This window comes from Janthinobacterium sp. P210005, from assembly GCF_036231865.1.
GTDB classification, from domain to species: Bacteria; Pseudomonadota; Gammaproteobacteria; order Burkholderiales; family Burkholderiaceae_D; genus Janthinobacterium; species Janthinobacterium kumbetense.
Genome location: NZ_JAZARC010000001.1, coordinates 619,956 through 646,475, shown reverse-complemented (window position 1 = coordinate 646,475; position 26,520 = coordinate 619,956). Strand labels below are relative to the sequence as shown.

The window sequence follows — 26,520 nt, the reverse complement described above, 5'->3', positions numbered from 1 at the left end:
CGCATCGCAGCCCGAGTCGCGTCTTGAGTGGAGGTTGTCATGGGTTTCAGTTTCGTCGCCACCGATCCCGCCAGCAAGGTCAGCCTGTATGAATCGCCGCCGCAGGCGGAGCATGCCTGGGCCGGCTACCTGCTGCCGCCCGTCGCGCCGCCGGCCACGCCCCCGGACAGCATCAGCTATGCCGACAGCCTGTCGCCGCAGCGCATGGGCAGCTACGTGTTTGCCAGCGCCCGTCCGGCGGCGCTGGACACGGCGCCCGGCCCCTTCATCGCCGCCCTCGTCGCGTATATCGACCGGCAGTCATCGGCGCCGGGACTGAACCTGAACGCGCTGCTGTGGCTGCGCGACACCGATGCAGCGCCGACTGATTCCTTCAAGAACTACGGCTGCAGCTACACCTATAACCAGCTGACCAAAGGCTTTGCCACCAGTAGCAACGTCAATTTCCGGCTGGGACAGGACCTGCTGTTCAACGTGCTGTCCGGCGTCGGCCTGTCCATCGACGCCGCCAGCGGCAGTCTGCGGCTGGCCGCGCCGCTGGCTACGCCGCCGGCGCTGGCCTTCCAGCGCAATGCCAGCGATATCGGCATACGCGTCTCGGGCAGCGACGGCACGATCCGCACGTTCGTGCCTTTGGCGGGCGCGAATGCGGGCTGCCTGACGTTTACAGCCACCGTCAACCCTCCCGTCACCTTCGGCCCAAGCGGCCTGGCCGTCGGCTTCCCCATGACCGCGCGCGACACGGCCAGCGGCCAGCTGCAGCAGCTGTTCTACCCGGCGCTGAGCGCGCCCACCGGGCTGTCGGACAGACTGGCCTGGGTCGGCACCGTCGACCCGCTCGATCCCTACAATCAGAAGCTGTCCGCCAAGGCGAGGCTGGAAGGCGTATTGCGCTGCGGCTTGCTGCCGGCCGGCCGGCCCGCCTTGCCGTCCACCTACCGCACGGCGCTGGGCCATGCGACGATCTTGCGGCCGCTGGGCGCCGCCAGCGGGCAGCCGCCCGTGATCGGCCTGCAGTCGGGCGCCCTGGCCTTCGGCTGCGCCGCGCAGTCGCCTTCCCAGCCCGCCACCAGCAAGGCCCTGCTGACGCCGGCCGGGCGCTTCGGCCTGAGCGCCATCGGCCAGGCTGACGGGGCGCAGACAAACTTGTTATGCGGCATCTTCGGCTCGGAACAGCTGAGCATGACCACCTATGATGGCGCCGCGCCGGAGAATGACAGCCTGCTGTTCGTGCCCGCCTCGCCCGCCTACGCGTCCGTCTTTCCGTTCCAGGCAGCGACCCTGGACTTGCCCGATTCCGGTAACGTGGCCACGCCGCTGACGGCCGATTACCTCAGTTGCTGGGCCAGCGTGCTCAAGGGCGGTGCGGCCACGCCGCATTACCATGCGGAGCCGGCGGGCAGTCCCATGTACGGCCTGCCGCCGGCCGCCCGGGCCGCCGCCTTGCTGCGCGCCGTGGCCGCCGATACCGTGCTCGCCTCGACCCCGCCCTCGCTGCCCGTGCCGCAGGGCGCCGCGCACGCCTTCCCCCTGTTGCCGTATGGCGGCGCCGTCAGCGGCGGCCCGCTGGATGTCAGCGCCGCCCTGCTGTCGAGCTTTGAAAGCAGCATCGTGGCCGCCACCCGCAAGGCCGTCATTTCCAGCGGCGCCAGCGCCACCTGGCATGCGCGTGCGGCCGCCAGCCGCCGCGTGCGCGGACTGGCCGCCGGCGACGCGGTGGCGGAAGCGCCGCACTACCGCACCACGCCGCAGGGAGCGGTCGCCACCGTGTCCAGCCAGGCGCAGGACCAGGACGCCTTCCTGTCAGTGACCCTGGGTCAGACCCTGGGCGGCGGCGGCCAGGTCTTGCCGTTCGGCTTCCGCTTCCCGGACGCGACCTTGCAGGATGCCTTGCAGACCAACCAGCTGTTCCTCGTGGCCGTCAACGCGGCCCACCTGTCGGACGGCGCCGCGCACTTCGACAATACCGTGGGCATCGCGGGCTGGACCATGCAAGCGCAGGTGGGCGTCGGCGTGACGCCCACGTCCTACCGCAACGTGATGCTGCTCAAGTATTGCAGCGGCAGCGTCAGGGAACGCGTCGCCAATCCGAACGCCTGGTCGGGCGCGCCCGATTTTTCGCTGGCCGCCGACGCCGGCCCCGACGTCCAGGGCATCGCCTACACGGGGCTGTCGCAGTGGCTGCAGGATGTCATCGAAGCGGCCGAGGTGCTGGCGGCGGACAAGCCCGAATCGCCGTACCGGCATTTCCTGGAACTGGTCAGCGATCCCACCTGGACGGGCGTGCTGGTGCTGCAGGCGGACCTGGATCCGTCCAGTCTGCCGCCCGGCCTGCAGGGCATCGCGGCTGGCCTCGACCTGACGCGCTTCGTCGCCCACCATTTCGGCTTCACGGCCAGCCGCGTGACGGTGCATGGCGACGGCAGCATCACCCTCAACGGCAATTCCAGCACCTTCGGCCTGGTCGACTACCAGGATCCTGCCTTCGCCGCCGGCCAGCGCAACGGCTTGCCGCCCGATACCCCCATCGCCCTGCCCGACACCGACAACTATGCGTTCCGCGTGCTGCAATTGCAGGTGCTGTTCGACAATGCCGTCATCAAGACCTTCAAGAGCTACGTGCAGCTGGCCGTCAACGGCCTGCTCGGCTCGCGCGTGACGGCCACCACCTTCGGCGGCAATGCGATGCCGAACAACGGCGTGGTACTCGACGGCAGCTATATCGACCAGAATGGCACCGGCATCTACATCTTCGAGCAAGCGACGCCGTCGATATTCAGCCTCGACAGCAACCTGCTGCGCCACGTGGCGTTCCAGCGCATCCAGTTCAACTGCCTGGGCACCACCGACGCGGGCGCGACCGTGCTGAACCGTTTTTCCGTCTGGGGCACGCTGGACTTCGCCAGCCTGGACGACCGCACGGGCGCCGTGCTGGACCTGCTGTCGTTCGGCGCGCTGGCGCCGGACCTGCCGCCGGACGGCGCAGGCCTGGCCTTTTCCAACCTGGTGATCGACATGCGCTATCCGCAGACGACGCCGTCGGCCGTGCGCTTCGACGAGGTGACGGCCAACCTGGCCTACGACCTCGACGCCAGCCAGGCCAGGCTGGGCAGCCTGTTCAAGGGCTTCGGCCTGGAACTGTCGGGCTTTATCGCCGCCGCCGACGGGCAAAAGCCGGCCGATTTCGGCTTCCTGCCCGTCAGCACGGCGCTGAATCTGGGCACGCTCGACGGGCCATGGCACGGCATCGTGTACGACGTCACCATGGGCGGGCCGGGCGCGCTCGTCTCGGCCGCCAGCTTCCATTCGACCCTGCTGCTGGCCTGGTCGCCCGCCAGCACGGCCGACGACGACGAACAAGCCGTCTTCGTCGGCCTGTCACTGCCCGGCGCGGCGCCGGGCGCCAGGCTGATCAGCCTGCAAGGCATCTTCAAGCTGGCCATCGACAATATCGGGCTGATGCGGCAAAAAGTGCCCGACGGCGACTCCTACTATTACTGCCTGCGGCTCGACAATATCGCCATCAAGTTCCTCGGCATTGCCAAGCTGCCGCCCGACGCGAACATCCAGTTCTTCCTGTTTGGCGACCCGAAGAATACGGGCAGCCTGGGCTGGTATGCCGCGTATATCGCCGATGCGGCCGCCCGCCAGGAGCAGGCACTGGCCGCGCTGCCATTGCCTGCCATTTCACTGGGGAGCGCAGCATGACCAACGTCGTGTACTGGAATATCGAGAACTTCGGCATCAACAAGGTCAACAACCCCAGCCGCAAGCGGCCCCGCTATGGCGAAGGCGGCCGCTGCGGCGGCAACCTGCCGGCCGTGGCAGCGCTGCAGCGCCGCAACCACATCCTGACCATCCTGCGCGCCACGCAGCCCGATATCTTCGTCCTGATAGAGGTGTCGGCCAGCGCGGCCGGCGCCGGCGACCTGGCGCCCGACACGGGCGGCCTGCAGGGCGCGATCTTCCTGCTGCAACAGCTGCGGACCGATCCCGCCGACCCCAACCGCGCTGCCTGGCGCATGGTGCCGCCGCTGAAAGTGGGCACGGGCGGGCGCACGGAATCGGTCGCCGTGCTGTACCGCGGCATATCGGGCACGGTTGGCACGCCCACGGAAGTGCGGCGCTATTTCACGGGGCCGAACGTGTGGACGGGCGGCGGCGTGTCGGCCGTGGCGGCCGGCGCCGTGCCCGCCGCCTACCCGGCCGGGGGCGCCGGCGCGCCCGACATCCTGGATTTGCTCAATCCGCAAGGCCAGCCGGCGCGCACCATCCCCGCCGGCGCGCAATACAACGGCGGCCTGGCCGAGGGCATGGCGGCAGCGCGCATCGCCTTCGCCCCCGCGCCGGCGCCGGCCGTGCCGCCCGTCGTTGGCGGCCTGGTCAATTTCAACGGCTTGCGCCAGCCCTTCATGGTCACTTTCGTGGAAACCAACCGGGTCGACGTCATCACGCGCAACCTGACCCTGTTTGCCGTGCATGCGCCGCCCAACCACGGCGGCGCCACCAATTTCATCAATATCCTGCTGCGCGGCGTGCTCGACGTGGCGGCGCCGCCCGCCGGCGCGCCGCACAATGAAGTCAAGCTGATCTGCGGCGACTTCAACCTGAACGCCATCTACGCGCAGCCGCCCGGCGCGGGCGGGCGGACGACGGCCTACGACCAGTTGCGCGCGATCAACTACATACCGCTGCTGGACCCGCCGACCGCCATGCCGGTGGCGCCGAACCTGACGCTGGATGCGTACCAGGGTTACCTGGCCACGCATATCCGCCCCAAGCGCACCAAGCAGCAGCTGACGCAGCAATCGCGCTTCCTGTGGTCCGACAATACGGCCGGCGGCGCGTTGGTGGCGGCGCCGTATCCCGGCTACAACTATATCGGCAGCGATATGGTGAGCAACTTTTTCTCGATCGACAATATGCTCGTCAACCCGCTGGTGCCGGCGAATAACTACCAGTTCACGGTGATGAACCCCGTGTCGGGCACGCCGTTCACGGTGGCGGGCGGCATGCCTGCGGGCGTACCCATCGGCACGCGCCCGCTGCCCGCACAATTTCCGAACCTGCCTGCCGGCATGGCCTGGCCGCAATCGCCGGCGGCCGTGTATGCCGTAGGCCAGGCGCGCACCCTGAACGGCTGGGCCAATTACGGCTACCTGCGCAGCACCAGCGACCACCTGGCGCTGTTTGCCGTGCTGTAGACAGAGCGTCCGGGCGGGTGCGAGCGTCCGCCCCGGACATCATGACTGATTCAAGGAGCAAGTTCGTATGGCCACCACCGACACCGCGCTGGAAAACCTGCAGCAAGCCATCGTCAACGCCGCCAGTAGTGGCCCGTTCGCCCTCGATGCCGCCTTCCTGGAAGCGGGCCTGGCCGACCCGGACGTCGCGCCGCCCGAAAAATTCGACGCCATCATCGGCCAGGCATTCCAGATCGACGCGGCGCAGTTCCTGATCAGCTGCGCGGCAGCCGACGTGGGCGCCGTGAGCGACGGCGTGTTTACGGTCAGCAAGGCCAGCCTGCCCTTCATCGGCGGCCTGCTGCAAACCCCGGCCACGCTGGTGTTTTCCACGCAGCCTGCCGCCGCACGCACGCCGGGCGAGGACGGGGATGACGGCGGGGATGACGCGGCCGTGCTGGTGGTGCAGGTGGCCGCCAGTCCCGCGGACTGGAACTGGGACAGCAGCTTTCCCTTCATGGGCGGCTGGCCGTTCGGCGAATTGCCGCTGTCGGGCGCGCTGCTGGTGTTTTCCAGCGCCGACGGCGTCTATCCATGGGGCGGCGACAGCGCGCTGTCCGTCACGGGCGGCGCCAAGCAGAACCTCAGCGCCAGTGTGGCCCTGCCCGCCTTCGTGACGCCGTTTCTGGAACTGTTTTCCGACCTGGCGGCGCCGCCGGGCAAGCTGCAGATCGGCGGCTACCTGGACATGGCGCTGTACGACGGCAAGACGTTCGAACTGGGCGGCCTGATGCCCAGCGGCGTGCTGTCGGCCACGCTCAGCGAGCTCGACTGCACGTTCGCCGGCTACCTGCGCGTGGCGGCGCCCAGCCTGACCGTGACGATCCCGCCGCCCGTCGATGCGCCGCCGCCCGACGCCCTGTTGCTCGACGGCGGCATGCAGCTGCTGCTGCGCGGCGCCGGCGAAGCGGACGACGAGGAAGCGGCCGACGGCGACCAGGCCGCCACGCTGGCCCTGACGGCCACGCTCAGCGTGGAAGGCGCCGGCGCCGCCGATTACACGCTGTCGCTGCTGCTGCAGCCATCGAACGCCGACGGCGACGGCAACTACGCGGTCAGCCTGGAAGCGGGCAGCGACGGACCACCCCTCAGTCCCGCCGCCGCCATCGGCCTGATCGGCGGGGGCGCCAGCTATTTCCGCGCCACCCCGGCCGTGCTGCAGGAGTTCCTGACGTCGTTCGGCCTCGGCGGCATGACCATCAGCGGCAGCATCCCGCCCAAGGCGGCCCCCACGGTGGACCAGGTCACGCTGCAGCTGCGCAGCGTGCGCGATCTCAGCTGGCAGCCCATCCCGGCGCCCACGCCCGCGCTGAGCTTTACCATCACCTCGTTCTTCCTCGACTGGACGGCTTACCAGCCGCTGGCGAGCAAGGCCAGCGGAAAGTCGCGCTATGAATACCTGTTCGGCACCACCTTCACCCTGTTGCCCACGGTATTTCGCAACCTCGACGGCACGCCGGGCGGCGAATTCGACGTGCAGTTCAACTCGGCGCAACTGTTCCAGGCCAGCTTTCCCGGCAAGGCCACGCTGTCGGACTTCCTGTCCGTCGTCTCGAACGGCCTCGTCAGCCTGCCCGACACCATCCAGGCCGAGGTGTCGAATATCGCGCTGAGCATAGACGGCGCGGCCCAGTCCTTCGCGTTTTCCAGCGACTACGCCATCAGCCTGTCCTTCCTGACGGTGGGCGGCGCGCCCATCCTGAGCATTTCGGATGGCCAGATCAGCCTGTCGGGCATCAGCGCCACGGTGGCCGCGGACAAGCAGGAAGGCGCGCTGGCCCTTGTCGAGGCCGGCAAGGCGGGCGCCGGCACGGCCTGGGCCGGTTCCATTTCCGGCTTGCTGGGCGTGGGCGCCAGCCTGCAGGCGGCCGTCAGCGTGGCCTACACCAGCCAGGAAACGCCGCCCCGCTGGACCCTCTCCGCCTCGCTCGCGCAGGAACTCGACGTGGGCGAGATGATCAAGCAATTCTTTGCCGCCGGCGGTATCTATGATTTCCCGGTCTTCTTGCCAGGCAACCTGAAGATTTCCGCGTTCGCCATCGACGCGGTCATTCCCAGCGGCAAGCCCAGCACGGACCTGGCCACCAGCTACACGGTCGACACCACCTTTACCTGGCTGTTCTTGCTTGGCCAGCAACAGATCGGCTTGCAGAAAGCCACGCTCTCGGTGCAGTATGACGGCGCCAAGCCGGCCGCGCAGCAATTCTCGGGCAAGGCAGACGCCGTATGGATCTATACCGCCATCAATCTGAAGCTGGGCTTCGGCTATGCATTCCAGCCGACGGACAAGGGGCCGAACCACACGCTGTACGTGAGCTGGGAAGGCTTCACGGCAACCTATGCCAGCGGCAACGAGATGCTCAGCTTCACCCTGGCGGGCTGGTCCCTGGGCAGCCTGATCCAGGCGCTCGTGCGCACGCTGGGCGATCCGTATTTCGTGCTGCCGTCGCCGTGGGACTTGCTGAACCAGGTCACGCTGGACGGCCTGTCCGTCAACGTGTCGCTGAAAACCGGCGAAAAGAACCGCCTCAGCGCCACCTACACGCTCAGTTCCCCCCTCAACCTGGGCTTCATCGTCATCCGCAGCATCGTCTTCAAGCGCAATACGGACGGCAAGGTGACCCTGGCGCTGGACGCCACCGTGCCGCCATTGCTCAAAGGCAGCATGGGCGACTTGCTGGACCCGGACAAGGGACAGGACGTGGAAGAGATGCCCAGCGTGCCGGGCGCCGGTTCCAGCTATTTCAAGGTCTTCCTGCTGATGCTGGGCCAGCGCGTGGCCATCAACGGCGCGTCCGACTTCAGCTCGACCAAGGCCGTCATCGACGCGCTGGCGGGCGTGCCGCCCACCACGGGCAAGAACAATCCCGTCAACCCAGGCAGCGGCGTGCACGGCCAGCCGTATTACCAGCCGGACAGCAACTGGCTGATCGCCGCGCATTTCGGCGTGCTGCAGACGGCCGGCGTGTGGGCCGTCGACGTCCAGATCGTCTTCAACGATCCCAACCTGTACGGCTTGCGCCTGACCCTGGGCAGCCCCAAGATGGGCGGCCTGGCTGGCCTGGTGGTCGACATCCTGTACAAGAAAATCAGCGACGACGTGGGCCTGTTCCAGATCGACTTCACCTTCCCCGACAGCATCCGCAACCTGAACTTCGGCGCCGTCAGCGTGGTGCTGCCGATGATAGGCATCAATATCTACACGAATGGCGACTTCCTGATCGACATCGGCTTTCCCTACAATATGGACTTTACGCGCTCGTTCAGCTTCAGCGCCATCGTCTACGGCGTGCCGGTGCTGGGCTCGGGCGGCGTGTATTTCGGCAAGCTGTCGGGCGCGACGGCGACGCAGGTGCCGAAAACGGATCTCGGGTATTTCAATCCCGTCATCGTCTTCGGCCTGGGCCTGCAGCTGGGCCTGGGCTACAACTTCGTCAAGGGGCCGCTGAAAGCCGGCTTCGCGCTGACCGTGTTCGGCATCATCGAAGGCGTGATCGCCACCTACCATCCGTACGACCGCAGCAACGCCGTCGCCCTGGCCAACGCGGGCGCGTCCGGCAGCGTCCAGGAAAGCAGCTATTTCAAGCTGACGGGCACGTTCGGCGTGATCGGCATGCTGTACGGCGAAGTGGACTTGAAGATCATCAGCGCTTCGCTGCTCGTCAATATCACCGTGTCGGTGCAGATCGGCTACGAATCCTACCGCGCCATCCCCCTGTCCGTGACGGCCTCGGTGCGCATCAGCCTGCGCGTCAAGATCGACCTGGGCATCTTCAGCTTCACCATTTCCGTAGGATTTTCCGCCACTGTCAGCGCGCAATTCCGCATCGGCGACGACAGCCGCGCGCCGTGGGACGGCGGCGGCGCGCTGCGCCTAGACAGCCTGGCGCGCGGCCGCGCGCGCACCCTGCCGATGGAATTGCAGGCCGCCATGCTGCGTGCCGGACCGCGCCGCCAGCCGCGACGCGTGCTGCGCACCGACGCCAAGCCGGTGCTGCAACTGGTGACGGCACCGCAATTCACGGTGCTGGCGCCGCAGGGCGCCACGGCCAGCAGCGCGCAGCAAGGCGCGTTCGTCTGCCTGTTCGCCATGGATGCGCCGGACCCGGCCGCCGGCGGCGCGGGAACGGGCACGACCTCGTTCGACCTGCTGTGCAAGGCGTATTTCCCGTGGCTGCTCGACGCCCTGCAGCCGGCGGTGCGGGCCGACGCCGAGGCGCTGGACCTGGCTGCCGCCGCGACCGCCAGCGTCACGCTGGCGCAGCTGGTGGCGGGCATCCAGGTGCTGGCCGACCCCGCCATGCAGCCATTCGGCATGGGCGACCTGCTGCACTTCCTCGCCGACAGCTTCATCGTGAACATCAGCGCGCCGGGAGCCAATATGGACGGCGCCACGCTCTTCCCGCTGTTCGACGGGCTGCGGCTGGACGTCCCCGACCCGCAGGGCGGCGCCGGTACGCAAGCGATCGACCTCGAGACCTACGCGACGGCGACGGAACAGTACCGCAGCACGGTGGCCGGCGTGCTGCGCCAGGTGGCCGCCAAGGTGGGCAAGGCGCCCGCCAAGCCCGCGCTGCTGGCGCAGGACGACGCCGAGCCCGAATCGATGGCGGCCTTCATCTTCGTCGACGTCTTCAGCCTGATCGGCCGCGCGCTGCTGCAATCGGCTATCGATGCCTTCGACAATTACAGCTATGCGCTGCAGCCGGGCGACAGCATCGCCGGCATCGTCGCCGCCTTCAACCGGGCCGGCAACGCCATCGACGCGGACGACGTGTCGCTGCCGAATGCAGCGTATCCGCTGAACGGCGCGCTGCCGCTGCAAGTTGGCGGCCTGTCCGCCGTGATCCAGGCCGGCGATACGCTGGCGGCCATCGCCGTCCGCTACACGGATCCGGCCGGCGCCGGCGGGCGCTGGCACACCACCGCGGCCCAGCTCATCGGCGCGAATGCCGAGCCGCGCGCGCTGCGCACGGGCGTGACGCTGGTCTTCGACTTCGGCGCCGGCGCCGTCAGCCACGTCACCGCGCCCGGCGACAGCTTCGGCGCCATTGCCGCCGCGCTGGGCGTGCCGCTGGCCACCCTGGCGCAGCAGGCATCGCTGTATGCGCGCGCCGACCTGCTGCTGCCGACGGCCATCCTCGCCGTGCCGCCGCTGGCCTATACTTCCGTCGCCGGCGATACCCTGGCCGGCATCGCCAGCCGCTTTGCCGCCACGACGGCCGCGCTGGGGCGCGACAATGCCGGCGTCGCCAATCTGTTCGCCGCGGCCCCGGGCCGGCTGGCCATCGCCCACCTCGACGCCTTGCCGCTGGAGCAGCTGTGGAGCGGCGTGCAGGCGAGCGGCGCCGTGGCCCAGGCCGCCGGCCAGGTCGCGCGCTTCATCACCTATGGCTTGCGCCTGCCGGTGGCGGCGGGCCTGAGCCTGTCGCCATCCTTCCTGTATAGCAAGACGCAGACCGACTACGCGCTGTACCAGCTGACGGGCCAGCAATTCCCCACGCCCGCCAGCGCCGCCGGCGGCTACCGCATCGGCCTGGGACGCAATGCCGTTTCGCATGGCGTCGCCCTCGATTTCATCACCTTCGCCGGCGCGCCCGGCACCAGCCTGCCCATCGACCTGGGCGCCGCGTACGGCTTGCTGTCGGGCGTGCTGGCGTACGCGCAGGCGGGCCACTTCGTGCCGTCGCCTGCGCTGCACATCCTGCCGCTGGCGTCCTTGCAGCCGCGGCAGTTCCCTGCGGCAGGCTATGCCGCCTGGATCACCGCCGACCTGGCGCGCCTGACGGCCGTGACGTCCGGCGCCGCGCCAGGGGCGCGCGCCGCCGCCAGCCAGGCCGCGCCCGCGCCGTATCTGTGGCAATTGCCCGACGCCATGCTGGCCAGCATCACCCAGCGCCAGGATACGCTGCAGACGCTGTACCCCCAGGCGCCATACGCGGACATACTGGCCCTGATGCCCGCCTATCGTCCCCGCATCGGCAACACGCCGCCCAACAGCAGCAGCACGGTGTTCCAGGACTTGAGCGGCTATGCCTATGCCACGCGCGTGGACTTCCAGATCACGCGCATGCCGGCCGCCACCGTGGCCACCAACGACGCCAGCGGCACCGCGCTGGCCAGCGCCGCCACCCTGGCCCACGTATACGAGCTGGTGGGACCGTCGGCCGCCGATGCCCAGCGCCTGGAATACTTGCTGAGCGGCATGGCCGCCGTGGGCGAAACCCTGGTGGCCGGCCTGTTCCTGCTGTATAGCGAAGGCGGAAGCGACCAGGTGGCGCTGACGGGCCAGGCCGATGCCGACTACCTGTGCTTCCTGACGCAAACCAATCTGTCCACGGAAAGCCATCCGCCGGCCAGCCGCATGCTGCTGGACGCGGCGGGGACGGTCTTGCCGCGCGGCATAGCCAACAGCCCCTCGCAATTCATCAAGCTGCTGTGGGAGCAATCGGTGGTGCGCGGCGGCGGCTACTATCTGTATTTCGAGGACATGGTGTCGGGCGCCGGCCTGCCCCCATCCGTCTTCGACGCCACGGGCACGGCCACGCTGACCCTGGTGGTGCCGCTGGCGCGCCAGGCGGCGGGCGCCGCCGACACCGTGCCGAACTTCGTCAACGCCCTGCTGACGACGCAAGCGATCGACCCGCAGCAGGACGTGCTGGTGTTCGAATCGCTGAGCAAGCCGGCCAAGAGCCAGCCTTTGGCCCTGGCGGCCACAACCACCTTGAGCGCCGTGGCCGCCACGTACGGCATGGGAGTGGGACAGCTGGCGCGGCAAAACGCCGTGCGGCCGCTGCGCGCCGGCGCCAGCGTGCCCGTGGCCGGCATCCTGCACCAGCTGAACCAGCAAGACATGGCCGCGCCCGCGCAAGCGCTGGAGCAGCTGGCCGCGTACTACTCGGCCGGCGCCACCCCGCTGAGCGCGGCGCAGATTGCCGCCTACAATCCCGGCGTGACGGTGGCGCTGGGCGCGACCATGCGCATTCCGCCGCTCGTCTACCGCGTGCCCGCCGCCTCTGGCGGTCCCGGCAATACCTTCGCCGCCCTGGCCGCCTACTACGGCTTGTCGGTGGACGCCCTGGCCCTGGGCGCAGCCGACACCGAAGGCCTGTACGACGATGGCGCCGTGCTCGACGTCGACAGCCTGGCCCTCGATGCGCAAGCGACCTTGGCGCCGGGCAACCTGTCGTTCCAGCTCAAGCGCACCAACGACGGCGTGCCCGTGCTGCCGCCCAATCCCACGCCGCAGCAACAGCAGCAATATGCGCAGGCGACCCTGTCCGCGCTGTACAACACGCTGTCGGCCGGCCTGGGCCGCAACCCGTTTTTCCTGCCCAGTCCCTACAGCCTGCCCTTCGGACCGCAGGACCATGCGAACGACGGCGACGATGGCGACGATGGCGAAACTCACCGCCAGCGCTATGCGGCCGCGGCGCTGGCCGATTACGACTACCGCCAGGCGCTGGGCTACCTGGGCAACAACAGTCAGGGACGGCCGTTCGCCACGCTCAATGCGGCGCCGGCCAATCCGCCGGCCGGCCTGCCGCCCGCCGCCGACAATCCCTACCTGGGCGTGGGCGGCCATGCGGCGCTGGCCCTGCGCTGGCAAGACCTGTTCGGCAACACCACCGTCACGCCGTTCGAGGCGCCGCCGGCCGGCTACACGGGAGCGCTGGACCAGGCCCCCGCCCCGCTGCGCTACACGGATCGCCTGCTGGGCCTGTCCGCCTGGCCGAAAGTCCAGGCCAGCTACCTGTATGGCACGGATGCGGGCGGCGCGCCCGCGCTGCTGCTGACCTTGCGCATGGATGGCCTGGCCTACGCCACGCCAGCCGACGCGGCGCAAGACTTGCCTTTCTATCAACACCTGTACTTCCAGCTGCACCAGGACTATACGGGCCTGGGCGTGCCCGGACTGAGCGGCAATGCGGTGAGCATCTCCCTCAGCAACTCGCTCTTGGCCACGCCGCTGCAGCCGCTGGACGAGGCCCGGTCGCGCCAGGTGCGCGACTTCGCCGCCGCCTGCGCCATCTACCTGCAAGCCCTGGCCAACGGCGGCAGCGCCACGGCGCCCGCCGCCACGCTGTCGGTGCCGGTACCGCTGGCGCAACTGGCCAGCGCCAACCGCATCGCGCTCGACGTGGCGCTGGTGCTGACGCGCCAGGCCATCCTGCTCGATCCCGCGCTGGCGGCCCTGCCGGACGGCGCCAGCGTGGTCAGCGCCGTGCTGCCGCAGGCCGACACGAATGGCGGTGCGTCCAGCTTCACCACGTTTGCCAAGGCGCTCGAAGCGTGCCTGAAGACGCCGCAATGGTCGATGCGCGCGGGCGCGGGGCTGACGCGCGTGGGCAGCGCCGGACAGCAGACGCAGCAGTTGTTCGCCGTGCGTTTCAGCGACACGCCGGGCCAGGGCATCCATTTCCGCCTGGGCCAGCAAGCCAGCTACTACGCGCCGTTGCCCGTCGCCAATTCGCTGGAAAGCCGCACGGTCAGCATCGACGCCTATCCGACCAATACGCCGCATGCGCTGACGCTCAATAGCGTCGACCTGAACCTGTGGCTGCAAAGCTGTCTCGACGCCATCGACAAGTTCCTCTCGGCCACCTATGCGCCGCCCGCCTACATCCTCGATCGCCTCAACGGCGTCGCCGATCCGCTGCAGAGCGGCCAACTGGGCCTCGTACTCAAGGCGAAACAGACGCTGGCCGACGTCATCAGCGCCACGGTCAGCCCTGTGCTCAGCAGCAGCGCCGCGGACGAAGCCACGCGCGTCAGCGCGGCCGCCACCATGCGGCAGCAGCTGCTGACCACCCTGGGGCCGGCCTTTGCCGCCGGCGCCGTGGTGGTGTACGGCGTGGACCAGGTCACGGGGGCGGACGACGAAGACGAGGGCGCGCCGCCAGCGCTGTACGGCCAGCCCGCCGCTGCAGGCACAGCCGACGGCGCGGCCGGCGACGGCAACCAGAACTACACCTTGTTCCCGACCCGGCTGCCTTTGCTAGGCACGGCCGCGCAGGACCAGAGCCGGCTGTCATTCAACTTCATCTCGAAGAACGTCGAAGGCCAGGCCTATGTGCCACTGGACTTGCGCTACCAGATCACGCACATGGAATTCGACCAGCGCCCCGTGCCCGGCATCGAAAACTACCTGCAAAGCCAGTGGCTGCTGTTCATCACGGGTCCGTTCGAGGTACCGCTGGGCAATGGCACGCAATATATCCCCGTGCTGAACCGCGCCCTGCCCGTGCCGCCCACGGTCAACCGGCAGACCGCCACCGCGTCCGCCGCGCCGCAGGGCGGCCGCATGCGCCTGGCCGCCGGTGGCTTGCAGCCGGCCCAGCTGGCCCAGTGGGATTACGGCTTCAGCTACACCTATCGCCAGGCGGCGCAGGATGCCGTGCACGTCAGCGTCGTGCTCAACGTGCCGTCGCAGGTTGCCAGGCTGTCCGCGGCGACCGGTCCCGACCTGTTCACGGCGCTGGCTGCCTTCGTCAGCAACTATCCGCTCATCTCGGCTGACCTCGACGCCTTCCTCGCCCCCCTCGATGGCAAGCAGGACACGGCCGATAGTATCGCCAAGGCAACACTGGCCACCACCGCCTTCCAGCAGCTGGTGACCCAGGTGGCAACCAGCTATGGCCAGCATTTCGGCACGGCGCGGCTGGCGGCGGCGCAAGGCGAGACCAGCGTGGCCGTGGAATTCGACGCGCGCCTGGAAGACCATGGCGGCGACGCCTGGTATGCGCTGCTCAATGTCACCGTCGGCGGCGTGCCCGCCACCTACGACCCGCTGTCCGGCACCCTGAGCAACGGTATCGTCAGCGTGCCCGTGCCCGTGCTCGACATCGATGCGCAGCAGTACCGGGCCACGCCGGCCACGCCCACGCCGCCCGATGCGCTGCTGGCCTACCGCTACGCGGCCATCGCCGCCGACGCGCCCGACCTGTCGTTTGCCGCCGCGCTGGCCAATACCGGCCGCGAGGTGCGCATGCCGGGGCTGAACGTGATGGTGTACAAGAACGCCCAGGCTTCGCTGTACGTGCAGCGCAACCGCTACCTGTGCCCGCCCAGCCAGACGCAGGTGTCGACCATGCACGCCTTCCTGTACCAGACGCCGGTCGTCAAGTTCAGCGACCCCATCCTGCCGCGCCTGAGCTGGCAAGGCTATGATTTGCGGCAAGTCGCACCGGTGGGCGGCAGCGATGTGGCGGCCTATATGCGAGGCTTCTTCAACGCCCTCTTCACGGGCGCCTCCGGCAGCGTGCGCATCGCCATGGATGGCAGCTATTCCTACAGCGTGATGCCGGCCGTGGCGGGCTTTCCCCGCACTTCGCTGCCGGTCAGCCTGCTGCCGGCCGTGCTCGCGCCCATCGATGCGGCCCAGCCTCCCGCCGCGCCCATGGCCCTGGTGGCCCAGGTGCAGCAATGGTATGACACGCAGCAGCCGACGACGGATGGCGGCGCCGCCATGGATTTCCGCCTGAACTTCTTTACGGACGGCGCGCCCGAGCAACTGCTGCTGTCGCTCGAAGACGTGCGCTGGGTGGTGCGGCCCTGACGCGGCGGCGCAGCGTCAAGGCACGGGCGTGAGCAGCGGCAAGCCGGCAAAGTGGGCTTGCAGATTATCCAGCACCAGCTGGCCCATGGCGTGCCGCGTTTCCACGGTCAGGCTGCCCACGTGCGGCGTGAGCACCACGTTCGGCAAGGCGCGCAAGGCGGCTGGTACGCGCGGTTCGTCCGCGAACACGTCGAGGCCGGCCGCGCCCAGGCGGCCATCCTGCAAGGCGGCGATCAGCGCGTCTTCGTCGATCAGGGCGCCGCGGGCGATATTGATCAGGGTGCCTTGCGGGCCGAGCGCGTCGAGCACGCTGCGCTCGACGATCTTGCGCGTGGCCGGCGTGCCCGGCGCGCAGACGATCAGATAGTCGCTTTCCTGCGCCAGGGCCAGCAAGGATGCGGCGCGCGGCACGCTCGCGCCGGGAATGGCGCGGGGCTGGAAGTAGCGCACCTTGACGCCAAAGGCGGCCAGGCGCAGCGCGATGGCTTGCCCGATCTGGCCGAAACCGAAGATGCCGGCCGTCTTGCCGCGCAGGCTGGATGCGGGGGTGATCGCTTCGCGGCGTTCCCAGCCGCCGTCGCGCACGAAACGGTCGAGTGCCACGATATGCCGCGCGCTGGCCAGCAGCAAGGCCAGCGCCACGTCGGCCACGTCATCGGTCAGCACGTTCGGCGTGGTGGTGACGGCGATGCCCCGTTCGCGCGCCACGTCCAGCGCCACGCCGTCGAGGCCCACGCCATTGACGGCGACGATTTCCAGCTTCGGCAGCAAGGCCATGTCGGCGGCGTTCAAGCCCAGCGCACCCGTCGTGACGACCCCGCGGATGGCCGAAGCGCGCTGGGCCAGCCACGCATGGCGCTCGTCCGCCGGCACTTGCCAGGCGTGGTGGCAGGTGTAGTGCTGGTCCAGCTGCGCGTTGACGGCAGCCGAAGGGCTGGGAGCGAGGATGAGGAGTTCGGGGAGCATGGGCGTCCAGGTTGGTGTCGACAGGATTAGCAGACGCAACTTAGCATATTTGGGAACCAGCCGGGGCTGAGCGCCCCGTATGCCGTGAAAACCGTGTACTGCGCGGAAACGTTAGCCCGGGCAAGGCACGCGTTTGACCTTGCCGCCCGTCCTGGCCGGGTCGGCGCCCGAGCCTGGATTCTCGGCCATGCCAAAGCACGTGGCGCCGCCGGCGCTGACGACGCGCGTGGCGGGCCGGCCGTCGGCCGTCAGGTAGTCCTCCACGCGGATGACGGGGCCGCCGCGCCAGGCGGAGGCGACCAGTTTCTGGAAGGTGCTTTCGCTTTTGAGGTCGGCAGCGGCCAGCCACGGCTGGTCTTGCCTGCGTTCGCCGCGCAGGGCCTTGTCGGCGGCGCCCGCCGCCAGCCGGGCGCGCGTGAGCAAGTCGGCCGTGGAAGGCGCCGTGGCTGGCGCGGCGGGAAATTCCTCGGCCGGTACGGTGATCGCTTCGGCCGCCACGGGCGGCGGCGCGAAGAAGACGGGCGGCGCGGCGGGCGGCGCAACGGCCCGCGTGCGCGGCGCAGGAGCCGGCATGGGCATCGGCAAGGCCATCGGCGGCGTCGGCGGCAGCGCACGGGGCGGCAGCAAGGTCATGAATGCCACTTCCGTGTATTGCTTGAGTTGCCGCGCCGGCAGGAGCAGGAAATACAGGCCCAGCACGTGCATGGCCAGGATCAGCGCGACGGCCGCGCCTTTCAGGCTCAAGCCGTCCCGTATGCGCATGCGCATGGAAGCGGACGGTAAATGGCGAAGCAATGGCATGCGGTGTCCTGTGGGCGCGGGGCGCGATGGCATATTCTAGCGAAACTTGGATTTGCGCATTAATAAATCCATAAGGTATCGCCTGGCGCGCCTTTTTCCCCCAGATTCCAGTACCCTGGCTTGCCCGGTGTTGTACGAATGGCGACTTTCTTGACCGCTTTCTCACACTTTCCCACGCGCTGCGCCACGCTGGAATATAATGATAATCATTCTCATTAATATCCAGATAACTCCATGCGCACCTTCCACCTCGTCCCTACCCCGTTCGCCCTGGCCGCCTTCCTGCTGGCCAGCGCCGCCGCCCACGCCCAAGCCACCACCACCGCGCCGGCCGGCGACGCGCAAACCATGCCCACGGTAGTCGTCAATGCCTCGGCCGATGCGTCGGCGGAAGGGTTGTCGAAGGCGTATGCGGGTGGCCAGGTGGCGCGCGGCGGGCGCATGGGCATCCTCGGTGCCGTGGACATGATGGATTCGCCATTCGGCAGCACCAGTTACACGCAGCAATTCATTGCCGATCAGCAAGCGCGCAGCGTGGGCGACTTGCTGCAGAGCGATCCGGCCGTGCGCATGTCGCGCGGCTATGGCAATTTCCAGGAAGTGTATGTGATCCGCGGCTTCGCCCTCGATTCCGACGACGTGGCGTATAACGGCCTGTACGGCGTGCTGCCCCGTCAATATGTATCGCCGGAATTGCTCGAGCGCGTGGAAGTGTTCCGTGGCGCCAGCGCCTTCCTGAATGGCGCGGCACCGGGCGGCAGCGGCATCGGCGGCGCCATCAACCTGATGCCCAAGCGCGCCGGCAATGCGCCGCTGACGGAATTGACGGTGGGCGTGGAATCGGGCGGCCACGCCTATGCAGCCATCGACGTGGCGCGCCGCTTTGGCGAGCGCCAGGAATTCGGCGTGCGCGTCAACGCCGCCAAGCGCCAGGGCGAGACCGGCATCAAGCGCGAAGACCACGACGTGGGCATGTTCTCGGTCGGCCTCGACTACCGCGGCAATGGCTTCCGCCTGTCGGCCGACGCCGGTTACCAGAATTTCGACCTGACATCGCCGCGCCCGTCCGTCGGCATTGGCAGCGTGGCCGTGCTGCCATCCTCACCCGATGCGTCGAAGAACTTTGCCCAGCCGTGGAGCTATTCCAAGGAACACGATGTGTTCGGCACGGCGCGCGCCGAAGTGGATCTGGCCAAGGATGTCGTGGCTTGGGCCGCATTTGGCTCCCGCTCGACCAAGGAAGCCAACAGCCTGGCCGAACCGACGTTGACTTCGATCAATGGTGACGCCACGGTGTCGCGCTTCGACAATGCGCGCAAGCAAGAAATCCGCACGGGCGAACTGGGCATTCGCGGCAAGCTCGTTACGGGCGCCGTCAAGCACACCCTGGTGGCCAGCTGGTCCGGGCACTGGAATGAAGCGAAGAACGCGTTTGCGATCGGCGACAAGTTTGCCACCAACATTTACGCCCCGGTCGACGTGACGGCGCCGTCGGCGCCCTACACGGGCGGCATCATGAGCGACCCGCGCATCACCCAGAAAACCATCCTCAACAGCTACGCCCTGGCCGACACCATGGCCTTCCTCGACGACAAGCTGCTGCTGACCGTGGGTGTGCGCCGCCAGCAGATCAAGGATGCCGCTTACGACTACAACACCTCGGCGCCGCAAGGCAAGGCCTATGACGAGAGCGCCACGACGCCCGTGGCGGGCATCGTCTTCAAGGCCAGCAAGGACGTGTCGCTGTACGCCAACTACATCGAGGCGCTGGTCAAGGGACCGGCGGCCACGGGAACGTATCTGGAAAACGGCCAGCAGGTCAATGTCGACAACATGGGTGAGGTGTTTGCGCCGTATAAATCGAAGCAGAAGGAAATCGGCGTCAAGTATGACGGCGGCAAGCTGGGCATGAGCGCAGCCCTGTTCACGACAAGCAAGCCTTTGCTGGCCGTGCTCGGCAAGCGGGCCGAACTTGATGGCGAGCAACGCAACCGCGGCCTGGAATTGTCGATTTTCGGCACGCCGATGCATGGCGTGCGCCTGCTGGGCGGCTTGACCTGGCTCGATGCAAAGCTCAGCAATACCGGCGTGGCCGCCAACAATGGCAAGAAACCCATCGGCGCACCGGAAACGCAGATGAGCGTGGGCGGCGAATGGGACGTGCCCGGCGCGCCAGGCCTGACCCTGAACGCCCGCACCATCTACACCTCGACGCAATACGCTGACCTGGCCAACACCCGGCAACTGCCATCGTGGACCCGCCTCGACATCGGCGCGCGCTACCTGACGCAAGTGGCGGGCCGTGACGTGACCTTGCGCGCCCGCGTGGACAATGTGACGGACCGCAATTACTGGTCGTCAGCCGTGTCGTCCTTCAATATCGGCTCGCTGGTGCTGGCCGCGCCGCGCACCGTGGTCGTGTCGGCCAGCGTGGCGTTTTAAAGGCCGCGCGCCTGTCGCACGATGAAAAGCTGCCTTCGGGCAGCTTTTTTTTCATGTGTGCGCCTGTGCCGCAAGGCGCGCTTCGGCGACAATGCCGACATGAAACGACTCCCTGCCCTGCTGCTGTTGCTTTGCCTGTCCCTGCCGGCCGCTGCCCAAAAACAAGCCGCCTGCCCGTATGCCGCCTGGAAAAGCGGCTTCAAGGGCGATGCGCTGGCGCAAGCCACGTGCTTGCTGCGTCCCGTCAAGCTGTATGCGCGCCTGGGCGACAGCGCACCGCTGCCGGACTTCCTGGCCGCCCGCATCGGCCAGCGCGCGGGTATCGCCCCGGCCCGCCTGCGCGCCTGGCTGGCGGAACAGGGTATCGCCGAGGCGGACGTGGGCGGCGCCGTCGACGCGCCCCTGTCGCGCGCCGTGGGCCGGCTGGCCGCGCCCATGGCCCGCTATTTCGTCATCCACGACACCAGCTACCCGAATTTCCTGCTTGACGCCATTCCCGGCCACATCAACGACGCCAGCTGGGATTTCAACGACTTCAGCTTGCGCAATCCGGCGCTGGGCGGCGGTCCGAAGGGCCATGTCTACGTGAACCGCCTGGGCGGTTCCTTGCAGGTGCGCGATTTCGGCACGGCCAGCTTTGCCAGCAAGCTGGAAAAGGACAAGCCGTCGCTGACGGGCCTGTTCCTGCACGTGGAACTGGTGCAACCGCGCAACTCCGTGCCCGGCGGCGGCAAGGGCAACGATGGCCTGGCGCCCGATCCCGGCTTTACGCCGGCCCAATACGACCGCCTGGCCCTGCTGTACATCGCCGCCAGCGTGCGCAAGGGAACGTGGCTGATTCCCGCCTTCCACGCCGTGCTCGATACAGGGTTTGCGAATGGTCATGATGACCCACAGAACTTTTCGCTAAGCGAGTGGTCAGCCTCGCTTTCCCGCCTGTATGCGGCCGTGAGCCAGGCCGAGACTGGACAATAAAGCGTTTCCCCGCCGGCTGATTAGGCGCATACTATTGCAAGCATAGTCACTGCGGTCAGGGAGGCCAGGTGAGCATTAGCACGGATCAGCACGCGGGTCGCCAGGCCGGCGCGCACCAGCCATTGCAGCGCGCGCAGCGCATCTTCGCCATGCGCGATGCCGTCCTCGAGGCCTGGGAACAGCGCGTGCGCGCCAGCGTGCGCGGCGCGGATCAGCTGCTCACGCCCATACTCATCAATACCTTGCCGGCCTTTTTCGACAACCTGGCCGAAGCCCTCACCCCCGGCCACCCGCGCGACAACGCCGCCAGCAACAGCAACGTGCCCGCCGTGCATGGCAACGAACGGGCGCGCATGACCAGTTACGGCCCGGAACAGGTGATCCAGGAATACCAGATCTTCCGCGACTGCTTCGCCGCCACTGCGCATGAGTCCGGCATCACCCTGCGCAGCAAGGATTGGCAAGTAATCAACAAGTCGATCGACGTGGGCATCCGCGAATCGATACGCGAATTTACCAGCATGCATGAAAGCTTCCGGCGCCGCGTCGCGGCCGGCCTGTCGCACGACATGCGCAATCCCCTGGCCGTCATCAGCACCAGCGCCCAGCTGTTGTTCAGGCCAGCCGACCCGGAGCGGGTGGTATTGCTGGCGCACAAGATTGTCGAGCACAGCAAGCGGCTCGACAGCATGATCGAGGAATTGCTCGATGGCCTCAGCTACCACCAGGGCCAGCAACTGCCGCTGGTGCTGAGCCAATTCGACGTGCTGCCGCTGGTACATGCCGTGGCCGGCCAGGTCAACTTGCAGCGGCCGGACAAATGCCGGGTCAGCGGGCAAGCCGTCACCGGCTGGTGGTGCGAGAACTCGCTGCGGCGCGCGCTGGAAAACCTGCTCGGCAATGCCCTCAAGTATGGCGACGACACGCCCATCAGCGTGCACGTGGAAGCGGTCCACGAACGGCTGATCGTCACCGTCCACAATGGCGGCCAGGCCATCGCGCCGGAACAGGCCGCACGCATCTTCGACTACTTGCGCCGCGAAAACGACAACCCCGCGCCAGGCTGGGGCATCGGCCTGCCCTTCGTGCAAAGCGTGGCGGAAAGCCACGGCGGCAGCATCGCCGTCGACAGCGCATCCGAAACGGGCACCAGCTTCATCTTCGACGTGCCCGTCGATTGCCGCCCCTTCGTCCCGTCCGCCGACGTCCCCAAGAGTGGCGCCTAGCGCACCGAATTGGTGCAAGGAATGGCGCGACGCCACAAAAGTGGTCATATTTACACCTGTTCACGCCCGCCCTGTTGGCACGCTTCCTGCTGAGCTATACCCAGACACGGCTCAAGGGAAATCACAACATGGCAAATTTTTTCAATGAAATGACTGCAAATGAAGTGGGTACGGACAGCAAGGTACGTGAACACTATCGTGAATTCAGCAATTGGCTGGAACAGCAATCGCCCGAGACCATCGCCCGCAAGCGGGCCGAAGCCGACCTCACGTTCCGCCGGGTCGGCATCACGTTCGCCGTGTACGGCGACGATGCCGGCACGGAACGCCTGATTCCGTTCGACACCATCCCCCGCATCATCCCCGCCGCCGAATGGGCGCAGATGCAGACGGGCCTGGTGCAGCGCGTGCAAGCCTTGAACATGTTCATCCATGATATTTATCATGAGCAAAACATCATCAAGGCGGGCATCATTCCCGCCGAGCAAATCTACAAGAATGCCCAATACCGCCCGGAAATGCAGGGCATATCCGTCGCTTCCGACATCTACGCCCACATCGCGGGCGTCGACATCGTGCGCGCCGGCCAGGGCGAATTTTATGTACTGGAAGACAATTTGCGCGTGCCCTCCGGCGTGTCCTACATGCTGGAAGACCGCAAGATGATGATGCGGCTGTTCCCGGAACTGTTCGCCCGCAACCGCATCGCCCCCGTCGACCATTATCCGGACATGCTGCTCGACAACCTGCGTTCCGTGGCGCCCATGGGCGTGGACGACCCGACCGTCGTCGTCATGACGCCCGGCATGTACAACTCCGCCTACTTCGAGCACGCGTTCCTGGCCCAGCAAATGGGCGTGGAACTGGTCGAAGGCAAGGATTTGTTTGTCAACGACAATTCCGTGTACATGCGCACGACGCGGGGACCGAAGAGGGTCGACGTCATCTACCGCCGCGTGGACGACGATTTCCTCGACCCGCTGGCTTTCCGTTCCGACTCGTCGCTGGGCGTGCCGGGCCTGCTGTCCGTGTACCGCGCGGGCCGCGTGACCCTGGCGAACGCCATCGGCACGGGCGTGGCCGACGACAAGTCGATCTATCCTTTTGTGCCCGACATGATCAAGTTTTACTTGTCGCAGGAACCGATCCTCAACAACGTACCCACCTACCAATGCCGCAAACCGGCCGATTTGTCCTACGTGCTGGCGAACTTGCCGACACTGGTGGTCAAGGAAGTGCATGGCGCGGGCGGCTACGGCATGCTGGTGGGGCCGGCGTCCAGCCTGGCGCAGATCGAGGATTTCCGCCAGCGCCTGCTGGCCAATCCGGGCGGCTACATTGCCCAGCCGACACTCGCCCTGTCCGCCTGCCCCACGTATGTCGAGGCCGGCATTGCGCCGCGCCACATCGATTTGCGGCCGTTCGTGCTGTCCGGCAAGACAATTTCCATGGTGCCGGGCGGCCTGACCCGCGTGGCCCTCGGCGAAGGCTCGCTGGTGGTCAATTCCTCGCAAGGGGGCGGCACCAAGGATACCTGGGTATTGGAAGCCACATCCGCTTTTGCAGGAGAGAAAACATGCTGAGCCGCACCGCCGATCATTTATTCTGGATGGCCCGCTACACGGAGCGGGCGGAAAACACGGCGCGCATGCTGGACGTCAACATGCAGACGTCGATGCTGCCGCAATCGGAGCAGGACGCGGAGCAAGGCTGGCGCGCCACCCTGGGTATTTCCGAGCTGCAAAGCGCGTACGACCACAAATATGGCCGCTTCCACACGCGCGACGTGCTCGATTTCATGGTGCGCGACCCGAACAACCCGTCTTCCATCCTCGCCTGCCTGACGGGCGCGCGCGAAAACGCCCGCGCCGTACGGGGCACCCTGACGACGGAAGTGTGGGAAATCCAGAACGCCACCTGGCTCGACATGCAAAAGCGCCTGAAGAGCAATCTGCTGGAAACGGACCCCAGCCAGTTCTTCGAATGGGTGAAATACCGCTCGCATTTGTCGCGCGGCGTGACCCTGGGCACCATGCTCAAGGATGAAGCCATCCACTTCATCCGCCTGGGCACCTTCCTGGAGCGGGCCGACAACACGGCGCGCATCCTCGACGTGAAGTTCCACGGCGCGCGCGACACGTCGAAAGACATCACCCAGCGCGATTTCTACTACTGGGCGGCCCTGCTGCGCTCCGTGTCCGGCTTCGAAATCTACCGCAAGGTCTACCGCGACGTGATCACGCCGGCACGGGTGGCGGAATTGCTGATGCTGCGCGGCGACATGCCCAGGTCGCTCTTGGCCTGCATGGATGACGTGGTGGAAAACCTGAAACATATCCGCAACGACGTGTCGGCCGATACGGAGCGTTTCGCCGGCAAATTGCATGCGGAACTGAAATTCGGCCATATCGACGACATCATGAAGGCGGGCTTGCACCATACATTGACGGAATTCCTGGAAAACATCTATGACCTGGGCAACCGGGTCAGCCGCGACTTCCTCGTTCCCTTGGCGGCCTGATGCAGCTCACCATCCGCCACGAAACCCATTACGCCTATAGTGCGCCGCTGGCCTACACCATCCAGCAGCTGCACCTGACGCCGCGTATCGAGCCGCAGCAGCGCGCCCTGTCCTGGCATATTTCCACGCCGGGCCAGTGCCACGCCTACACGGATGCCTACGGCAATCTGTCGCACATGCTGACGATTAACGGCAGCCATCAGTCGCTGAGCCTGGTGGCGCACGGCGTGGTGGAAACCATCTACCCGCACAAGGGACGGCTGAACCTGGTCGATACCCTGTCGCCGCTGTTGTTTACCATGCCGACGCCGCTGACCCAGGCCAATCCGGCCATCCTCGAGCTGACGGCCGCCAGCCTGCCGGACCGGCGCGTGACGGCCGGCACGGGCCAACTGCTGCGCCTGGCCGAGCACATCGTCGGCAAGGTGGCGTATGAAAGCGGCGCCACCATGGTCACCACCACGGCCGGCGACGCCCTGGCCCTGGGGCGCGGCGTGTGCCAGGACCACGCCCATTTGTTCCTCGCGTGCTGCCACGCCTGGGGCATCCCGGCCCGTTATGTGTCCGGCTATATCGATCCGGGCACGACGGGCCACGCGGCCAGCCATGCCTGGGTCGACGCGTGGGCGGAAGACGCGGATTTCGCGGGCTGGGTCAGCATCGACGTCACGCATGCGCGGCTGATGACGGATGCGTATTGCCGCCTGGCCATCGGACGCGACTACGATTCGGCCGCGCCCGTGCGGGGCGTGCGCCAGGGTGGCGGCACGGAAACATTACGAGTCGATGTGCAGATCGTGCCCGTGTAAACGGGCAGGAATGAGGCTGGCCGGGGCTTGCAGGCGGTAGGCCGGGCCCGGCTGGTGTAAAATGCTTCCCCTTTTGATTTGATTTACGACGATGACTTATTGCATAGGCATGCGCCTGAACGAAGGCCTGGTCTTCCTGTCCGACTCCCGCACCAACGCCGGCGTGGACCAGGTGGGCACCTTCCGCAAGATGAGCGTGTTCGAAAACCCGGGCGACCGCATGCTGGTCTTGATGACGGCCGGCAATTTGTCGATCTCGCAGGCGATCCGCCAGATCGTGTCCGAGCACGTGGATGCGGACGGACGCAGCATCTGGAACGTGGCCAGCATGTACGACGCGGCCCGCATCGTGGGCGAAGCCGTGCGCACCGTGCACCTGCGCGAAGCGAAGGCGCTGGCCGACTGCGGCATCGATTTCAATGTCAGCATCATTCTCGGGGGTCAGATAGGCGCCGAGCGCTGCCGCTTGTTCCAGGTGTATTCGGCCGGCAATTTCATCGAATCGCACGATGAAAACACGTATTTCCAGATCGGCGAAGCGAAATACGGCAAGCCCATCATCGACCGGGTCATCAATCCGTTCACGCGCCTGGACGAGGCTGCCAAGTGCGCGCTCATTTCCATGGATTCGACCCTGCGCTCGAACATTTCCGTCGGCTTGCCGCTGGACCTGCTCGTCTACGAGACGGGCAGCCTGGCCGTCACGCGCTTCGTCACCATCGATGAAAAGAACCAGTATTTCCGCATGATCCGCGATACGTGGGGCGAACAATTGAAGCATGTGTTCGAAGGCATCGTCGATCCCGTGTGGAATGCGGCGCCGGAAACGACGACCAACGTATTATCGTCGTCCAACATGCAAAGCAAGCCCGTGCGCGTGGCCATCCCCGAGCACGTGAGCCGCGGCGGCCTGACCGTGGCGCCCCTGCAATCCCTGGCGCAGCAGTTCAGCGACGACAAGCAGCATTGACCGTTGACA

At 67.1% G+C, this 26,520-nt stretch carries 12 protein-coding genes; 10 read left to right on the top strand and 2 right to left on the bottom strand.

The annotated features are described in order from the left end of the window. The first annotated feature begins 39 nt into the window (after positions 1-39). From VPH40_RS02645 to VPH40_RS02635, 3 genes are all read left to right on the top strand, one after another. Positions 40-3,708 (top strand): hypothetical protein, encoded by a 3,669-nt coding sequence (locus tag VPH40_RS02645; protein ID WP_328572574.1) that lies wholly within the window; start codon positions 40-42, stop codon positions 3,706-3,708. Continuing rightward, on the top strand, positions 3,705-5,204 hold the full coding sequence (locus tag VPH40_RS02640) for an endonuclease/exonuclease/phosphatase family protein (RefSeq protein ID WP_328572573.1): 1,500 nt from the start codon (positions 3,705-3,707) through the stop codon (positions 5,202-5,204). Before VPH40_RS02645 ends, VPH40_RS02640 begins: the two co-directional genes overlap by 4 nt. Before the next feature lie 67 nt (positions 5,205-5,271). Continuing rightward, positions 5,272-15,801: a LysM peptidoglycan-binding domain-containing protein gene (locus VPH40_RS02635; RefSeq protein WP_328572572.1), complete on the top strand. Its 10,530-nt coding sequence runs from the start codon at positions 5,272-5,274 to the stop codon at positions 15,799-15,801. A gap of 15 nt (positions 15,802-15,816) precedes the next feature. Here VPH40_RS02635 and VPH40_RS02630 read toward each other — a convergent pair whose 3' ends face one another. After that, positions 15,817-16,767, bottom strand: a complete 951-nt coding sequence (locus VPH40_RS02630) for a 2-hydroxyacid dehydrogenase (protein WP_328572571.1) — start codon at positions 16,765-16,767, stop codon at positions 15,817-15,819. Positions 16,768-16,878: 111 nt separating this feature from the next. Continuing rightward, positions 16,879-17,568, bottom strand: coding sequence for a hypothetical protein (locus VPH40_RS02625; protein WP_328572570.1), 690 nt, complete (start codon positions 17,566-17,568; stop codon positions 16,879-16,881). A gap of 234 nt (positions 17,569-17,802) precedes the next feature. Between VPH40_RS02625 and VPH40_RS02620 the strand changes: the two genes are divergently transcribed. The 7 genes from VPH40_RS02620 to VPH40_RS02590 all read left to right on the top strand — a co-directional run bounded on the left by VPH40_RS02620 (position 17,803) and on the right by VPH40_RS02590 (position 26,511). Further along, positions 17,803-20,010: a TonB-dependent receptor gene (locus VPH40_RS02620; RefSeq protein ID WP_328572569.1), complete on the top strand. Its 2,208-nt coding sequence runs from the start codon at positions 17,803-17,805 to the stop codon at positions 20,008-20,010. 99 nt (positions 20,011-20,109) lie between these two features. Beyond that, positions 20,110-20,985: a hypothetical protein gene (locus VPH40_RS02615; protein WP_328572568.1), complete on the top strand. Its 876-nt coding sequence runs from the start codon at positions 20,110-20,112 to the stop codon at positions 20,983-20,985. Positions 20,986-21,053: 68 nt separating this feature from the next. Further along, on the top strand, positions 21,054-22,211 hold the full coding sequence (locus VPH40_RS02610) for a sensor histidine kinase (RefSeq protein ID WP_328572567.1): 1,158 nt from the start codon (positions 21,054-21,056) through the stop codon (positions 22,209-22,211). 128 nt (positions 22,212-22,339) lie between these two features. Then, complete coding sequence (locus tag VPH40_RS02605; protein WP_099668036.1) at positions 22,340-23,794, top strand: circularly permuted type 2 ATP-grasp protein; 1,455 nt, start codon at positions 22,340-22,342, stop codon at positions 23,792-23,794. Beyond that, on the top strand, positions 23,788-24,732 hold the full coding sequence (locus VPH40_RS02600) for an alpha-E domain-containing protein (RefSeq protein WP_034787425.1): 945 nt from the start codon (positions 23,788-23,790) through the stop codon (positions 24,730-24,732). Before VPH40_RS02605 ends, VPH40_RS02600 begins: the two co-directional genes overlap by 7 nt. After that, positions 24,732-25,541, top strand: a complete 810-nt coding sequence (locus VPH40_RS02595) for a transglutaminase family protein (RefSeq protein WP_328572566.1) — start codon at positions 24,732-24,734, stop codon at positions 25,539-25,541. Before VPH40_RS02600 ends, VPH40_RS02595 begins: the two co-directional genes overlap by 1 nt. 91 nt (positions 25,542-25,632) lie before the next feature. Next, positions 25,633-26,511, top strand: coding sequence for a peptidase (locus VPH40_RS02590; RefSeq protein ID WP_077404313.1), 879 nt, complete (start codon positions 25,633-25,635; stop codon positions 26,509-26,511). The last annotated feature ends 9 nt before the right edge of the window (positions 26,512-26,520 follow it).

Bases quoted from the DNA above. Each gene is read 5' to 3' on its own strand.
- VPH40_RS02640 (WP_328572573.1), top strand. From the start codon at position 3,705: ATGACCAACGTCGTGTACTGGAATATCGAGAACTTCGGCATCAACAAG.
- VPH40_RS02600 (WP_034787425.1), top strand. From the start codon at position 23,788: ATGCTGAGCCGCACCGCCGATCATTTATTCTGGATGGCCCGCTACACG.
- VPH40_RS02615 (WP_328572568.1), top strand. From the start codon at position 20,110: ATGAAACGACTCCCTGCCCTGCTGCTGTTGCTTTGCCTGTCCCTGCCG.
- VPH40_RS02630 (WP_328572571.1), bottom strand. From the start codon at position 16,767: ATGCTCCCCGAACTCCTCATCCTCGCTCCCAGCCCTTCGGCTGCCGTC.
- VPH40_RS02590 (WP_077404313.1), top strand. From the start codon at position 25,633: ATGACTTATTGCATAGGCATGCGCCTGAACGAAGGCCTGGTCTTCCTG.
- VPH40_RS02635 (WP_328572572.1), top strand. From the start codon at position 5,272: ATGGCCACCACCGACACCGCGCTGGAAAACCTGCAGCAAGCCATCGTC.
- VPH40_RS02605 (WP_099668036.1), top strand. From the start codon at position 22,340: ATGGCAAATTTTTTCAATGAAATGACTGCAAATGAAGTGGGTACGGAC.
- VPH40_RS02645 (WP_328572574.1), top strand. From the start codon at position 40: ATGGGTTTCAGTTTCGTCGCCACCGATCCCGCCAGCAAGGTCAGCCTG.
- VPH40_RS02595 (WP_328572566.1), top strand. From the start codon at position 24,732: ATGCAGCTCACCATCCGCCACGAAACCCATTACGCCTATAGTGCGCCG.
- VPH40_RS02620 (WP_328572569.1), top strand. From the start codon at position 17,803: ATGCGCACCTTCCACCTCGTCCCTACCCCGTTCGCCCTGGCCGCCTTC.
- VPH40_RS02625 (WP_328572570.1), bottom strand. From the start codon at position 17,568: ATGCCATTGCTTCGCCATTTACCGTCCGCTTCCATGCGCATGCGCATA.